This window comes from Candidatus Spongiihabitans sp., assembly GCF_965237845.1.
Taxonomy (GTDB): Bacteria; Pseudomonadota; Gammaproteobacteria; order Arenicellales; family Poriferihabitantaceae; genus Spongiihabitans.
The window spans coordinates 2,180,117-2,194,782 of the sequence record NZ_OZ250154.1 but is presented as its reverse complement, the minus strand read 5'-3'; the positions used below and the strand labels follow the sequence as shown (position 1 = coordinate 2,194,782).

General features: G+C 49.9%; 14 protein-coding genes. 10 read left to right on the top strand and 4 right to left on the bottom strand.

Translation table 11 applies throughout. The features are described from left to right. Positions 1 to 23: 23 nt before the first annotated feature. On the bottom strand, positions 24 to 1,955 hold the full coding sequence (locus tag ACPXXB_RS10485; RefSeq protein ID WP_423907247.1) for a SulP family inorganic anion transporter: 1,932 nt from the start codon (positions 1,953 to 1,955) through the stop codon (positions 24 to 26). Between the two features lie 1,613 nt (positions 1,956 to 3,568). After that, on the bottom strand, positions 3,569 to 4,699 hold the full coding sequence (locus tag ACPXXB_RS10480; RefSeq protein WP_423907246.1) for a carboxylate-amine ligase: 1,131 nt from the start codon (positions 4,697 to 4,699) through the stop codon (positions 3,569 to 3,571). Between the two features lie 160 nt (positions 4,700 to 4,859). Here ACPXXB_RS10480 and ACPXXB_RS10475 point away from each other — a divergent pair, with 160 nt between their 5' ends. After that, a complete protein-coding gene (locus tag ACPXXB_RS10475) occupies positions 4,860 to 6,230 on the top strand; it encodes an aspartate aminotransferase family protein (RefSeq protein WP_423907244.1) in 1,371 nt (456 codons plus the stop codon). On the opposite strand, the gene ACPXXB_RS10470 is transcribed toward ACPXXB_RS10475, so the two are convergent. Further along, a complete protein-coding gene (locus ACPXXB_RS10470) occupies positions 6,214 to 6,276 on the bottom strand; it encodes a hypothetical protein (RefSeq protein WP_423911125.1) in 63 nt (20 codons plus the stop codon). The genes ACPXXB_RS10475 and ACPXXB_RS10470 overlap by 17 nt on opposite strands. 211 nt (positions 6,277 to 6,487) lie before the next feature. Here ACPXXB_RS10470 and ACPXXB_RS10465 point away from each other — a divergent pair, with 211 nt between their 5' ends. From ACPXXB_RS10465 to ACPXXB_RS10445, 5 genes are all read left to right on the top strand, one after another. Then, positions 6,488 to 6,853 (top strand): hypothetical protein, encoded by a 366-nt coding sequence (locus tag ACPXXB_RS10465; RefSeq protein WP_423907243.1) that lies wholly within the window; start codon positions 6,488 to 6,490, stop codon positions 6,851 to 6,853. 50 nt (positions 6,854 to 6,903) lie between these two features. Further along, entirely contained in the window at positions 6,904 to 7,299 is a 396-nt protein-coding gene (locus ACPXXB_RS10460; RefSeq protein WP_423907241.1) for a hypothetical protein, read from the top strand. Positions 7,300 to 7,343: 44 nt separating this feature from the next. Further along, on the top strand, positions 7,344 to 7,508 hold the full coding sequence (locus ACPXXB_RS10455; protein ID WP_423907239.1) for a hypothetical protein: 165 nt from the start codon (positions 7,344 to 7,346) through the stop codon (positions 7,506 to 7,508). A 116-nt stretch (positions 7,509 to 7,624) separates the two neighbouring features. Continuing rightward, positions 7,625 to 7,753: a hypothetical protein gene (locus ACPXXB_RS10450; RefSeq protein ID WP_423907237.1), complete on the top strand. Its 129-nt coding sequence runs from the start codon at positions 7,625 to 7,627 to the stop codon at positions 7,751 to 7,753. Continuing rightward, positions 7,750 to 8,169, top strand: a complete 420-nt coding sequence (locus ACPXXB_RS10445; RefSeq protein WP_423907235.1) for an Lrp/AsnC family transcriptional regulator — start codon at positions 7,750 to 7,752, stop codon at positions 8,167 to 8,169. Before ACPXXB_RS10450 ends, ACPXXB_RS10445 begins: the two co-directional genes overlap by 4 nt. 25 nt (positions 8,170 to 8,194) lie before the next feature. Here the strand turns inward: ACPXXB_RS10445 and ACPXXB_RS10440 are convergent, their stop codons facing one another. Further along, entirely contained in the window at positions 8,195 to 8,806 is a 612-nt protein-coding gene (locus ACPXXB_RS10440; protein ID WP_423907234.1) for a LysE family translocator, read from the bottom strand. 211 nt (positions 8,807 to 9,017) lie between these two features. On the opposite strand from ACPXXB_RS10440, the gene ACPXXB_RS10435 reads away from it, so the two are divergent. From ACPXXB_RS10435 to gcvP, 4 genes are all read left to right on the top strand, one after another. Next, positions 9,018 to 9,935 (top strand): hypothetical protein, encoded by a 918-nt coding sequence (locus tag ACPXXB_RS10435; protein ID WP_423907232.1) that lies wholly within the window; start codon positions 9,018 to 9,020, stop codon positions 9,933 to 9,935. A 16-nt stretch (positions 9,936 to 9,951) separates the two neighbouring features. Then, positions 9,952 to 11,091 (top strand): glycine cleavage system aminomethyltransferase GcvT, encoded by a 1,140-nt coding sequence (gene gcvT, locus ACPXXB_RS10430; protein WP_423907230.1) that lies wholly within the window; start codon positions 9,952 to 9,954, stop codon positions 11,089 to 11,091. A 47-nt stretch (positions 11,092 to 11,138) separates the two neighbouring features. Continuing rightward, a complete protein-coding gene (gene gcvH / locus ACPXXB_RS10425) occupies positions 11,139 to 11,513 on the top strand; it encodes a glycine cleavage system protein GcvH (protein WP_423907229.1) in 375 nt (124 codons plus the stop codon). Between the two features lie 69 nt (positions 11,514 to 11,582). After that, positions 11,583 to 14,441, top strand: coding sequence for an aminomethyl-transferring glycine dehydrogenase (gene gcvP, locus ACPXXB_RS10420; RefSeq protein ID WP_423907227.1), 2,859 nt, complete (start codon positions 11,583 to 11,585; stop codon positions 14,439 to 14,441). Positions 14,442 to 14,666 lie beyond the last annotated feature (225 nt).

Sequence of the window (14,666 nt, the reverse complement as noted above, 5' to 3'; positions counted from 1 at the left end):
AGTTGGCATGATTCCCGCTTGTGTTATGTCGCGCCTTTTTTCGTGGTTTTCTTTGCGGCTGTTTTTCTGACTATTTTACCCACTTTTTTACTGACCTTTTTCGTGGTTGTGCTTTTGACTTTAGTCGGTTTCTCATCTTCGGGTTTCTTATCCTCAGGTTTTTTGTATTCGAGTGTTTTACATTCCAGAAAAATTCTATTTTCACAGACGCTGCAAATGTCCCGGTCCAGTCGATCGAAGACCTTGCTAATTGCTTCCTCTTTAGAATCGAATATGTTGTCTTCGCCGATGAAATCCAGATAGCCGCCATCTTTGAGAACTGCGCTGGCGCTGTCTTTTAAGCGATACAGATACAGGTCGCCGCCCATCTTTCTTCTTTCCCTGGTTTCAGCCATCAATAGTTCAGCTCCGCCAACATCAACCTGATTGACCCCTTTGGTGAGCAGCAACAGGTGTTTTTGTTGCGGGTAGTGTTCGCGATACAATCGAAACATTTCGCCGACATGCGCCACCGACCCAAAATAAATGGAGTCGTCCAGCCGCAGCATCTTGAACTGCGGGCATTCCGGCAACGCCACCCCGGAACCGAATTTTCGATGTTTCGATTCTGGATTGGGAACCCGTGGAATAATTCTCGGTCGAGAGGTTTTCCTGAGATAGATTAACAATGACAGGATCACGCCAAACAGGATGGCGAATTCCAGTTTGAAGAAAATTGTGCTGAAGAACGTCACCGCCATTATCGCCGCTTCTTTGTTGTCGGCGCTGCAAATTTTTCTGATTTGGGCAAAATCAATGATTCGCCAGGCAACCAAAATCAATAAACCCGCCACCGCGGCTTTAGGTAAATAGGCGGTCAGTGGCGCAACCACCATGAGCAACGGAATCAGTAACAGGCCGGCAAAAATTGCCGATAATGGCGACCTCGCGCCAGCCTCAAAATTCGCCCCGCTGCGGTTGAATGAACCGGTAGCAACATATGCTGAGAAAAAACTACCGACGATGTTCGACAGGCCCTGACCAATAAATTCCTGGTTGCCTTGAATGGGCTGCCCGGTTTTAAGGGCAATTGAACGAGCGATGGACACCGCTTCGGTCAGGGTAAACAGGGTCATGGCAAGTGCCAATGGCGCCAACTCCTGAAGCACTTCCGCTGAAAAATCCGGCATCGATAACGGCGGTAATTGTCGAGGCAATGCGCCGACCATATGAATACCGGTTTTATCCTCACCGAAGATGAAATTAAAAATGGCGGCCACTACGCCGCTAACAAACAGGGCAGCTATCATGCCTGGAAACTTTGGCCATTTTCTCCTGAGGATAATGACCACGGCCAGAGACGAGAATCCGACAAACGTCACCATCGGGTGAAATGCGCTCCAATGCTCCCACAGATACACCACCGACTCATAGAAATGCTCTTTAACCGGGATTTCCAGGCCGAGAAAAATTTTGATTTGTTTGGATGCGATTAATAGCGCCGCTCCAGAAGTGAATCCGACAATGACCGAGTGAGATATAAAATTTACCAAGGCGCCCAGCCGGACTGCGCCCATCGCAAACTGGGTAACGCCAACCATGAATGCCAGGGTGATGGCAAGCGAAATATATTCTGGGCCGCCTGGTATTGCCAATGCACTCAGGGACGAGAACATGACAATGGATGCGGCCGTGGTCGGGCCTGAAACCAGATGCCAGGAAGATCCGAAAAGCGCGGCAATGATGGCGGGCACGATGCTTGCGTACAGCCCGTACTCAGGCGGCATTCCAGCTATGGCGGCGAAGGCGACACCCTGAGGCAATACGATTGCCGCACCGGTCAATCCTGCCAACAGGTCGGCGCGAACGGTTTCTTCGGTGAGATTCCGCCCCCATCTCATGAACGGAAAAAATTTGGAAAGAGAAAAACTAAAAAGCAACGAATATTCCTGCAAAAAGTGCCTTAAATTAGCCATCGGCCAACCATCGAATAAGCCTTCCGGCTACGGGGCCACGGCGCGCACGTATTGGAACAGATGAGTTTTAATTTAACAATAGATTATTAGTAGTCGTGGCGAAAAACTCCGTGAATTCCGGGCTTCGCCAATTATTCAGGAATCCATATCATTTCGGAAGCGGGACTTTAGTCCTGCCATCGGCAATCGCCTTGCGAGGCTAAAGCCTCACTGCCGGCAATCATGCCCTCGGAAGCGGGACCTTAGGTCCTGCCATCCGCAATGGCTTGGCGAGGCTGAAGCCTCACTTCCGGCAGTCATGTCCATCTCGGAAGCGGGACTTTAGTCCTGCCATCGGCAATGGCTTTGCGAGGCTGAAGCCTCACTTCCGGCAATCATGCCCATCTCGGAAGCGGGACTTTAGTCCTGCCATCGGCAATGGCTTTGCGAGGCTAAAGCCTCACTGCCGGCAGTCATGCCCATCTCGGAAGCGGGACTTTAGTCCTGCCATCGGCAATGGCTTTGCGAGGCTGAAGCCTCACCTCCGGCAATCATGCCTCTCCCGGAAGCGGGGCTTTAGCCCTGCCGTCGGCAACCGCCTTGCGAGGCTGAAGCCTCACTGCCGGCAGTCATGCCCATCTCGGAATCGGGACTTTAGTCCCGCCGTCGGCAATGGCTTTGCGAGGCTGAAGCCTCGCTTCCGGCAGTCATGCCCATCTCGGAAGCGGGACTTTAGTCCCGCCATCGGTAATGGCTTTGCGAGGCTGAAGCCTCACTGCCGGCAGTCATGCCCTCGGAAGCGGGACTTTAGTCCCGCCATTTGCAATCGCCTTGCGAGGCTAAAGCCTCACTGCCGGCAGTCATGCCCTCGGAAGCGGGACTTTAGTCCCGCCATTTGCAATCGCCTTGCGAGGCTGAAGCCTCACTTCCGGCAATCATGCTCATCCCGGAAGCGGGACTTTAGTCCTGCCATCGGCAATGGCTTGGCGAGGCTGAAGCCTCACTTCCGGCAATCATGCCCATCTCGGAATCGGGACTTTAGTCCTGCCATCGGCAATGGCTTGGCGAGGCTGAAGCCTCGCTTCCGGCAGTCATGCCCATCCCGGAAGCGGGACTTTAGTCCTGCCATCGGCAATGGCTTTGCGAGGCTGAAGCCTCACTGCCGGCAGTCATGCCCATCTCGGAATCGGGACTTCAGTCCCGCCGTCGGCAATCGCCTTGCGAGGCTGAAGCCTCACTTCCGGCAATCATGCCCATCCCGGAAGCGGGACTTTAGTCCCGCCATCGGCAATGGCTTTGCGAGGCTGAAGCCTCACTGCCGGCAGTCATGCCCATCTCGGAATCGGGACTTCAGTCCCGCCGTCGGCAATCGCCTTGCGAGGCTGAAGCCTCACTTCCGGCAATCATGCCCATCTCGGAAGCGGGACTTTAGTCCCGCCATCGGCAATCGCCTTGCGAGGCTGAAGCCGCACCTCCGGCAGTCATGCCCCTCCCGGAAGCGGGGTGCTGTGGATGCCAGCACCAAGGGCGGCATTTTTGTCGGCCGAGCATAGCAGGCGTTTCAATGCGTTACACTTAAATCAGTTCAGAATTTACCCACACGAATAGATCCTATATGACACAAAATTTTGTGATTAACAATTCAATGTCTCGCGGCGCAACCAATCCACAACTTTTTTTATTGCTAATTCATGGGAATCGCCTTTTTCCAATGATTTTTTATAAATAAAAAGTTGTCTATGGGCGCTGGTGCCTCTTTTGATAATCGTTTTTGCGTGGTTAATTTCTTTCAAGCATCCTGCCTCGATGGCATCTTGCTTAATCAGGGTTAAAATTTCCGACAGTAAATCGGAATAATTTACTACCTTTCCGATTCCAAAATCTATTAATCCCTGGTCGATGCCATAGCGCTGGGCGCGCCATCGATTTTCGTCCACAAGCATGTTGGAATATTTTCGCCATTTTTGGTTTCTTGTGCGTAGCCGGTATAACATTCTTAACCAGCATTGATAAATCGCGGCGATGCAAATGGCGTCTTTCAGCGAGGTGCATAAATCCGCAATACGCATTTCCAATGTCGGGTAGTAGGCGCTAGGTCGCAAATCCCACCATAATTTGGTCGAATCTTCGATAACGCCAGCTTCGACTAAAACATTGACATGACGTTGATATTCAGAGTAGCTCTCGAATACATGGGGCAATCCGGTTCTGGGCATTTCATCCCAAACTGACATGCGATAAGACTTCAAGCCGGTGTCTCCTCCGGTCCAGAATGGCGACGATGTGCTTAACGCCAGCAGGTGCGGAAGAATATAAGTGGCCTGATTCATCAAATCGACGCGCAAATCATCATCATCAATGCCAACATGAACATGCATACCACTAATCAACAAACGCCGCACCACCGCCTGCAGATCACGGGCCAACTCGGTATAGCGCGCTTTTTTGGTGATTGCCTGATCTTGGGGCCGGGCGAAAGGATGGGTGGAAGCGGCAATGATCGCCATGTCATGATCTTTGGCCACATCCGACACAGATTGACGGAGATTGCCCAGTTCATCATTTGCCTGTTGCAATGAAGCGCAAACCGGCGTGCCCACCTCAACCTGAGATTGCAAGAATTCCGGCGAAACCCGGCTGCCAAGTTTCGCTTTCATGGCCGGCATCAACGACTTCGGCGCCTTGCGAACCAGGTCGCCGGTTTGCGGATTTACCAACATATATTCTTCTTCGATACCGATGGTGAAGCTGGGTTTGGCAGTCATTTCAATCCTGAATAAAAATAAATCAATGTTATCATGCTCGAAAATAGGCGTGCCACCAGATGATGTCAGATGATGTCTTCGCTATTACCAACATCCAGGTTATCATTTGAGCATAATTAAATCTATTACGCCGTCTCCGGTTGCCACTAACTAATAAACCATGAGAACCTACCACACCGCGCAATTGCGTGAACTCGATGCGAAGCATTATATGCACCCGTTCACCGACCACAAGGGCATGCGCGAAAACGGCGCGCGCATTATTACTGGCGCGGAAAATATTTATATTTACGACAGCGATGGCAATAAATATCTCGATGCGATGTCGGGACTATGGTGCGTAAATATTGGCTATGGCAGGACTGAATTAGCTGAAGTCGCGAAATTACAGATGGAGCAATTACCTTACTACAATAGTTTCTTTCAAACCGCACAATTGCCAGCGGTGGAATTGGCGGAGGCTCTCGCCGAAATCGCGCCGACACAAATGAATCGCACTTTTTTTGGTTGTTCAGGCTCTGATGGCAACGATACCGTGGTGCGTTTAGTGCGTTACTTCTGGGAAATTCAGGGTCAGGAAAATCGTAATATCATTATCAGTCGAAACAATGCCTACCACGGCAGCACAATGGCCGGCGCCAGCCTGGGCGGAATGAAAGCCATGCATGCTCAAGGCGGACTGCCCATTGCCAATATCGAGCATATCGATCAACCTTATTTCTATGCCGAGGGCGGTGATCTCAGCCTGGAGGAATTTGGCTTGCAGCGCGCCCAGGCGCTCGAACAGCGCATACTGGAAGTGCGCCCTGACCGTGTTGCGGCGTTTATTGCCGAACCCATCCAGGGTGCTGGAGGGGTAATTATCCCACCGGATAATTATTGGCCGGAAATCAATCGCATCTGTAAAAAGTATGATGTGTTGCTGTGCGCGGATGAAGTGATTTGCGGTTTCGGTCGAACCGGCGAGTGGTTTGGCTCAGACACATTTAACATTGAAGCGGATGTGATGACCTTGGCAAAAGGGTTGTCCTCAGGCTATCAAACCATTGGCGCAGTGATGGTTGCCGATAAAATAACTGCGGTTCTGGACAGCAAAGGCGGCGAGTTTGCGCATGGCTATACCTATTCCGGCCACCCGGTGGCTTGCGCGGTGGCGTTAAGAAATATTCAAATTTTACGCGATGAGCAAATCATAGAACGGGCGCGCGATAACACCATGGATTATTTTCAATCCAGGGTTTCCGCACTCGGGGAGCATCCATTAGTGGGAGAGGCACGAGGCACCGGATTTCTTGGCGGCTTGGAACTGGTCGCGGACAAAGACACTAAACAGAAATTTGATGAAGATGGCGGCGCGGGAACGGTGTGCCGTAAAATGTGCCTGAACAATGGCTTAGTGATGCGCTCGGTCGGGGATATAATGGTGATATGCCCGCCGCTCATCATCACCCGCGAACAAATCGATGAATTTTACCATCTCGCGTGGGCCAGCCTGGATCAGTCGTTGGCTTCGCTCAAAATTGCGGAATGAATGCCATAAAAAATATAAGGGCTTTTGGGTTCAGAATATTAACCAATATTCCTCGTAACAATAATTCTTTTTTTGTTGTCGTGTTGGGCGATGAGTTGGCCGGTCACCCCAGCATCGTCGGGCGGACAGAGCCTGCCCTGTTCGTGGGTTAAATGGGGTTATAAACCTGTCCCTACCTCCCCATCTCCGCCGCCGTAGCGTTGGTGGGCTGTTCTTCGTCTCCACCAGAATGTGGCGATAGTGCAGTCAAAAAAGATGTGATTATCATCGCCGAGCAAAATATCCCTGCCAAATTCTCTGAGCGCAAAGAATTTCTCGAAAGTGTACAAGATAAAGGTGTTTTTGCACTTCTTGGATGGTATGATTTAGATGCAATAAACATTATTCGCACAGCCGACGAAAGGCTCGAGAAAATATTGGCGGTTTTGGCTTTGGATGCTGAGTTTAGTATTGAATCCATTCGCACTCTCGACATCAACGAAACCATCGGCGAGACGAAATGCACCGCCAAGTTGCGATTTGGCAACTTGGAAGGGAAGGTTACTTACACGATACAAAACACTTCGGACGGTGAATTGTATGTGGGAGCCCATTTACCCAATTTGTTACCCGATTTGCGTTAATTCAAACCAGAAAACCGCTGGCTTATTCTAATCTTCTATCGGAGGAAACCATGTCTTACAAAATCAAATGCAACGATTGCGGTGAAACGACCAACGGCGGGAACATCGTCACTCTTTTAAATAAACACCGTCACCCGGACTGGTTGTTTAAATGTGGCAAATGCAACGTCGGTAAGGGCTGCATAAAGAAGACCTTGAATGAGCAAGAAGGGACTAAAATAACCGTATACCTAGTCGGTATTTTGAAAGTTGGTGGTCACGGCAACTTTCAGCCCTATGCTTTCTTGTGTGCCAAATCGTGCACTGCCGAACCGCACGCCGTCTTGTTTGGCTACTACAAAGATTTGCGAACAAAGGGCGGCAAACTCAAACACGGGCATGGCCCTGGCGGTGCACCGATGATCTCTTTCGCCAGTCTAAAAAGGTTGGTTGACGAGATTTCATAACGAGGTTTTATTGAACCGGCAAAGCGTCACGGGCGGTCAGTCACTTGACCGCTTTTTTATGCCAGCCACTGCCGGGCAGCGGGCATCACGACAAATCTATGGCGTGGGCTTTGAGGTCGGTGAAGTCCATGGCCTCCAGCACGCTGGCATGGGTCGCCCGCATCACCACCTTCGGGGCGGCTATGGATTTTTATGAATTTTCCAGTTGATGTACATCTAATTACAACAGGCCAAACGTGCAATCATGTTAAAATATTGTCCAAATCGGGCTGAACAAGGGGATTTTCCGCCGGGTTCGCGACTGTGTCCTTGAAACAAGTTTGTTATGAATACTCATATTGAAAACGGCACCATCAGAAAAACCGATGGCGTGGAGCATATTTTTTACGATGATTACTGGATTCGTTATTACCCGCCGCCGGCATTAACAGAAGCAATCGGTGAGAAACGATGACATCGAATGAAAAAAATATTTTATTGTTGCTTGAAAAAGATAGTCGAATATCTATTCAAAAAATCTGTAGAAATATGAATATCTCACGAAGCACCGTTTATAACTTAATAACTGGTCTAAAAAATAAAGGCATCATAAAAAGGTTCACTATTGAACGTGGAGATATTGATGACATACATAAAATAACAGCCTATATAGTAATAAAATGTGAAAAAATACACTGCATCAACGCAGTTGAGAAATTTAAAACGCTACAAGGGGCAAAAAATTGTAGTTATGTATTTGGTGAATACGATTTTGTCATACTCGCTTCTGTCTCCAGCATAAAAGAATTGCATCAATTAAGATTTGATATACACAATACAGAAGGCGTAACATTTGCTAATACGACGATTGTCCAGCATAAATGTTTTTAGTCATTAATTCTGTGTTTCTTCCGGATTAAAAGAAAAGTCTAATTGCCAATCCAACAAAAATAATGCACAACAAATATTTTTGATACCTTAAATACTTATCATTTTTTAGCAACGAATTTCCTATCGTGCCACTAAACAGACCGTATAGTGAGTTTATAATTGTCCCGAGTACTGTCAGCAATAGGCCGAGAAAAATTATTTGGTAACTGGTATTACCCAATTCTTCATTGACAAATTGCGGAATGAACGCCATAAAAAATATAAGGGCTTTTGGGTTTAGAATATTAACCAATATGCCTCGTAACAATAATTCTTTTTTTGTTGTCGTATTTTCCAGTGAATATGCGCTGATGGGTGACTTCCATATCCGATAGGCGAGCCATAATAAATAACACGCGCCAGCATACTGTATAAGCAACAACGATCCGGGGAATAGCGCCACCAAAGCAGAAACGCCGAAAGCCGATATCAAGGTCAGCATTAACCCGCCGATGCCAACACCCAACGCGGAATACAGCCCGCCTTTTTTCCCATAACTGATACCATTGGAAACCACATAAACCATATCAACCCCGGGAGTAATCATCAAAACAACGACTGCCGCTACATAAACATAAAGAGATTGAGCATCAAACATCAGGATGTTCCTGATTTAGGTGTGACTGATTTGGCTAAATAGTCAATTGAATCAGAATTATTGTTCAGAACCATAATTGTGAATTTTCCAGTTGACGTACATCTAATTACAACAGGCCAAACGCGCAATCATGTTAAAATATTGTCCAAATCGGGCTGAACAAGGGGATTTTCCGCCGGGTTCGCGACTGCGTCCTTGAAACAAGTTTGTTATGAATACTCATATTGAAAACGGCACCATCAGAAAAACCGATGGCGTGGAGCATATTTTTTACGATGATTACTGGATTCGTTATTACCCGCCGCCGGAAGAAACCCTGGCCGAAAAAAAGAAACTGCTGGACGCCCTGACCCGTCGAACCTTTCATCATACCGAACCCGGCATTAACACGCCCGGGGAAAAGTTGGATGAAGTTCGGGCGGCATATGAAAACGAAAGTGATCCTGGTCGAAAGCGGGTCAATGCCGCCATGCTGGCCGGCGCGCTGTTCAATCGCGCCACGGATATATTCACGACCATCGTTGACCTAGAGGACAGCGGCATCAAAATCACCAAAGACGATGATTTCATGCGTCAATGCTCAAGCTGTTTCTCGGAAGCCCTGTCGTTGTCCGGCAATGTAAAACATCATAGCGGCGAAGAAGGCGTGGATGAACTTTGGGGGGAGCCGGTGAAAGTATTCACCATGCCCATCGCCGATTACTACTGTAGCCGCTACCGCAAAATCGCCCAGGCCATGCGCGAAATTGATCAAGTCGGAGAAACCATTCAGTGTACGCTTTGCTGCCTGCAATGGTTTTCCCAAGCAAAGCCCTTGGTGGAAGATTTTATCAGCATCGCCAAATACGAATGTGAAATCCTTCGCAGCGATCCAAACTATTTGGCGATATGGCCGGAGTTTGTCGCTGACGGCGAAAAAATCCTCGCCTTTCGCGCCACTATTCCAGAAAATGCAAACAATAAGTTGGAAAGACACATCAAACGCGGCACAATCCTGTTGCGCTCGGGAAAAAATTTAATGACCTGGATTGCAAATGTGCGCGTGCAGATGCCGATGAGCACCGCGCATTATCTGGAAGCATGCGCCGAGTACCGCCAGTCCACCGAAAAATTGCTTACTGAAAAATGACAATCATCATTCGATAATGAACTCACCTGAAAACTTGCAGCGTACCGCGCTATTTGATTTACACCAACAATCTGGCGCAAAAATAGTGCCTTTCGCCGGGTATGAAATGCCGGTTAATTATGCGGATGGCATCATCAAGGAGCATATTCATACCCGCGAAAAAGCCGGTTTATTCGATGTTTCTCATATGGGACAGATTCGGGTTTCGGGGGCGAATGCCGCACCGTTGCTGGAAACGCTGATGCCCGTGGATATCGTGTCTTTACAACTGGGACAGCAAAAATACGGGCTGCTGTTGAATGCCCAAGGCGGCATAATTGATGACCTGATGGTCGCGCGGATTGGTGAAAATGAGTTCATGCTGGTGGTCAATGCAGCCTGTAAAACCAATGACTTTAATTACCTGAATAATCAACTCGGCAGTCGTCTGGAGCTGGAAATGATGCCGCACAAAAGCCTGCTGGCGTTGCAGGGGCCTGCTGCGGCCCAGGTCATGCAGCGTCTGGGACAGGATCTTTCGGATATGGGTTTTATGTCGGTACGGAAACTCCAGGTTAAGGGCATCGCCTGTTGGTTTTCGCGCTCGGGTTATACTGGAGAAGATGGGTTTGAAATTTCCGTGGATGATAGCCATGCGGTGGAAATCGCCGAAACCCTGCTGGCGGACGATGAAGTGAAATGGGTCGGATTGGGAGCCAGGGATTCGTTGCGCTTGGAGGCAGGTTTATGTTTGTATGGCCACGATATTACCGCCCGGACCACGCCAATTGAAGGTAATCTGCTGTGGGCCGTGTCCAAGGCCAGACGCCGCGGCGGCGAGCGTGCCGGTGGATTTCCCGGCGATAACATTATTTTGTCGCAGATTCCTAAACAGGTTTCAAAATTATTAGTCGGACTGTCCCCGCAAGGTCGCGCGCCGATTCGAGAAGGCGCCGTTATTGAAGATATTCAAGGCACTGAAATTGGCCGCCAAATCGGTGCCGTGACCAGCGGCGGTTTCAGTCCCAGTCTCGGCAAGCCAATCTGCATGGGCTATGTCGATATCGAGCATAGCGCCGAAAATAATGTATTGAATGCGGTGGTAAGAGATAAACGATTGCCGATTAATGTGTCAAAATTACCATTCGTTGCACGGAATTATTACCGACCAGCCTAAACAAACTACATACACAAACTAAACAATTAAAACGAGAGAGGTTAATCATGTCAACAAAATACACTGATGATCACGAATGGGCCAGAGAGGAAGATGATTTGGTGGTGGTGGGAATTACCGACTATGCCCAGCAACAGCTTGGCGAAGTCGTTTTTGTGGAGCCACCGGACCTCGACCGGGAACTGGCGAAAGGCGAAGACGCGGCGGTGATTGAGTCCGTTAAAGCTGCCGGGGAGGTAAAAGCCCCGGTCAGCGGGATTGTCGTTGCGGTCAATGAGTCGCTTGCGGATGCGCCGGAAAAAGTCAATGAAGACCCCGACGGCGAGGGCTGGATATTCAAAATAAAACCCTCTGATAGCAGCGAAATAGCGAGCCTGATGGATGATGCGGCTTATAGTTCGTTGATCGAATCTTTAGCTTAATTACCGTACCCCTGATGAATTTCCTTACCAAACCATACCAGAACCAGCCCTGCCAAAACGAGATGAACCATGCCTAGAGCCGATGATTTCACAACCCGCCATATTGGCTCCAGTCCTGAACATATTGCACGGATGCTTGAAGTTCTGGGCCTGGATTCCCTGGACGATATGATTGAGCAAACTATTCCAGCGTCAATCCAGAGCAAAAACGAATTTTCCCTGCCGCGTTCGCTGGATGAAAACCGACTTAATAAATTGAGCCGCCTGATTGCGGCCGATAACACCGCGGCGATCTCCATGATCGGGCTGGGTTATTATGGTACGGTAACGCCGCCGGTGATTCGTCGCAATGTCATGGAAAACCCGGATTGGTACACCGCCTACACGCCGTACCAACCGGAAGTCAGCCAGGCACGGCTGGAAATCCTGATCACTTTTCAGCAAATGATCATGGATTTAACCGCGATGGAACTTGCCAATGCGTCATTGCTCGACGAGGCAACGGCCGCCGCCGAAGCCATGTTGGTCGCCCGGCGCGTGGCGAAAAGTAAATCCAGCCGATTCTTGGTTGATCAGGATTGCTTGCCGCAAACCATTGCGGTTGTGAAAACCCGCGCTGAACCATTAGGAATTGAAGTCGTGGTCGGCGATGGCGAGCGCGAGATTGAAAACGGCGAGTATTTTGCCGGGCTGCTGCAATACCCCGACGCGTCTGGACAGGTGCGGGACTACCGCGAAACAATCGATAAACTGAAATCCCAGGCTGCTTTGGTGATCATGGCGGCGGATCCGTTGTCGCTGACCCTGCTCAAGCCACCCGGTGAAATGGGCGTCGATATTGCGATTGGCAGCACGCAAAGATTCGGCGTGCCGATGGGGTTTGGCGGACCGCATGCCGCCTACATGGCAACCCATGAAAAATACAAACGCGCGCTGCCCGGAAGATTGATCGGCGCCACCATCGATGTCAACGGCAATCCGGCATACCGCATGGCATTGCAAACCCGGGAACAACACATACGCCGCGACAAAGCCACCAGCAACATTTGCACCTCTCAAGTCTTGTTGGCAATCATGGCAACGGTTTACGCCATGTATCACGGACCTGAAGGCTTGACCCGCATCGCCAGCGGGATCAATCGCTTGGCCCGCGCCCTGGCCCAAGAACTAAAAAGCCTGGGTTTTGAGATCGTCCACGCTCAATTTTTCGACACCCTGCTTATCCGCGCCGCGGGTCAGGCAAAAAGAATTCAGGATAAAGCGGAGCAAGCTGGATATAACCTGCGTCTGGTGGACGATGATCATTTAGGCATCAGCCTGGACGAGACCATCTCTCGGGAAAAAGTCGTTGGGCTGCTGGAGGTGTTTGCCGGCACCACCGCAGAACAAGTCAGCGGCTCATTGTTCGACATTGATTTGAATCAATCCATTCCAGAGAATCTAAAACGCTCAAGCGAATTCCTGACCCACCCGATTTTCCATCGCTATCGTTCTGAAACGGAATTCATGCGCTACCTCAGAAAAACCGCCAGCAAGGATATTACCTTGGCGCGCGCCATGATTCCGCTCGGCTCATGCACCATGAAACTCAACGCCGCCAGCGAAATGGAGCCCATTTCAAATCCATTATTCGCGCATATCCATCCCTTTGCGCCGGCCAAGCATACCAAAGGGTATCATCGAATAATCAATCGACTGGATTCGATGTTGTGCGAAATCACCGGCTTTGACGGCTTTACCTTCCAGCCCAACGCCGGCTCGCAGGGCGAATACACCGGTCTATTGTGCATCCGCGCCTTTCATCACTCCCAGGGCAACACACAACGCACCGTCTGCCTGATCCCGTCCTCGGCGCACGGCACCAATCCGGCCAGCGCGGTCATGGCCGGGATGAAAGTGGTGGTGGTCAAGTGCGACCACCACGGCAATATCGACATCAACGATTTCAAGGAAAAAGCCGAATTGCACGCCGATTCATTAGCCGCCACGATGGTGACATATCCCTCCACCCACGGCGTTTTTGAGGAGTCCATCAAGGAAATTTGCGATATCGTCCATGCCAATGGCGGTCAGGTTTATATGGATGGCGCCAACATGAATGCCATGGTGGGCATCTGTCGGCCAGCCGAGATCGGCGCCGATGTCATGCACCTCAACCTGCATAAAACCTTTGCTATCCCGCATGGCGGCGGCGGCCCCGGCATGGGCCCGATTGGCATGAAGAAGCACCTACTGCCGTTTCTTCCCGACCATCCGGTGGTCAGATGCAACCGCGGAGGCTCAAGCCCGTTGGGCACGGTATCCGCGGCGCCGTGGGGCTCGCCATTGATTCTGCCCATATCCTGGGCCTATATGCGGCTGCTCGGCAAGCATGGATTAAAGCGCTCAACCCAGGTCGCTATTCTTAATGCCAATTACATCGCCCATTGCCTGGATGCGCATTACCCGGTCGTGTATAAAGGCAAGAGCGGGCGGGTTGCCCACGAATGTGTCATCAACTTGGCGCTGATCAAGGACAGTTGCGGAGTGACCGTCGAGGATGTCGCAAAAAGATTGATCGACTACGGTTTTCATGCGCCCACCATGTCGTGGCCGGTGCCTGATTCGCTCATGATCGAGCCGACTGAGAGTGAATCTCTGGAAGAGATTGACCGATTTTGCGACGCCCTGATTTCGATTCGAGCAGAGATTCGGGAAATCGAACAGGGCCAGGCAACCCTGGAAAATAGCCTGTTGACCAATGCGCCGCATAGCTATCATCTGCTGGTCAAAGACGACTGGAATGCGCCCTATTCCCGCGAGCGCGCATTCTTTCCCACCGAAGCCGCCCGAAATAATAAATTCTGGCCGCCAGTGGGGCGGATAGACAATGTCTATGGCGACAAAAATCTTGTCTGCAGCTGCCCGCCGATGTCGGATTATGCCTAAGGCTTGTACCTGAGGCTTATGTCTGAACGCTAAAGCCGAAGAAGAAATGCTTAACAAGATATGACAAATGACGGATCTATATACCAGTCCACTGATGCATGTTGTCAATATTTGGAAAACTTGACAAAAAACAACACTGGAGTCAGTCATTCATTTTTTGATTATGTGGAGAATGATATGACTAAAGAGCACTGGAAAGAATTTTTATTGTTAGAAGTAATTAGA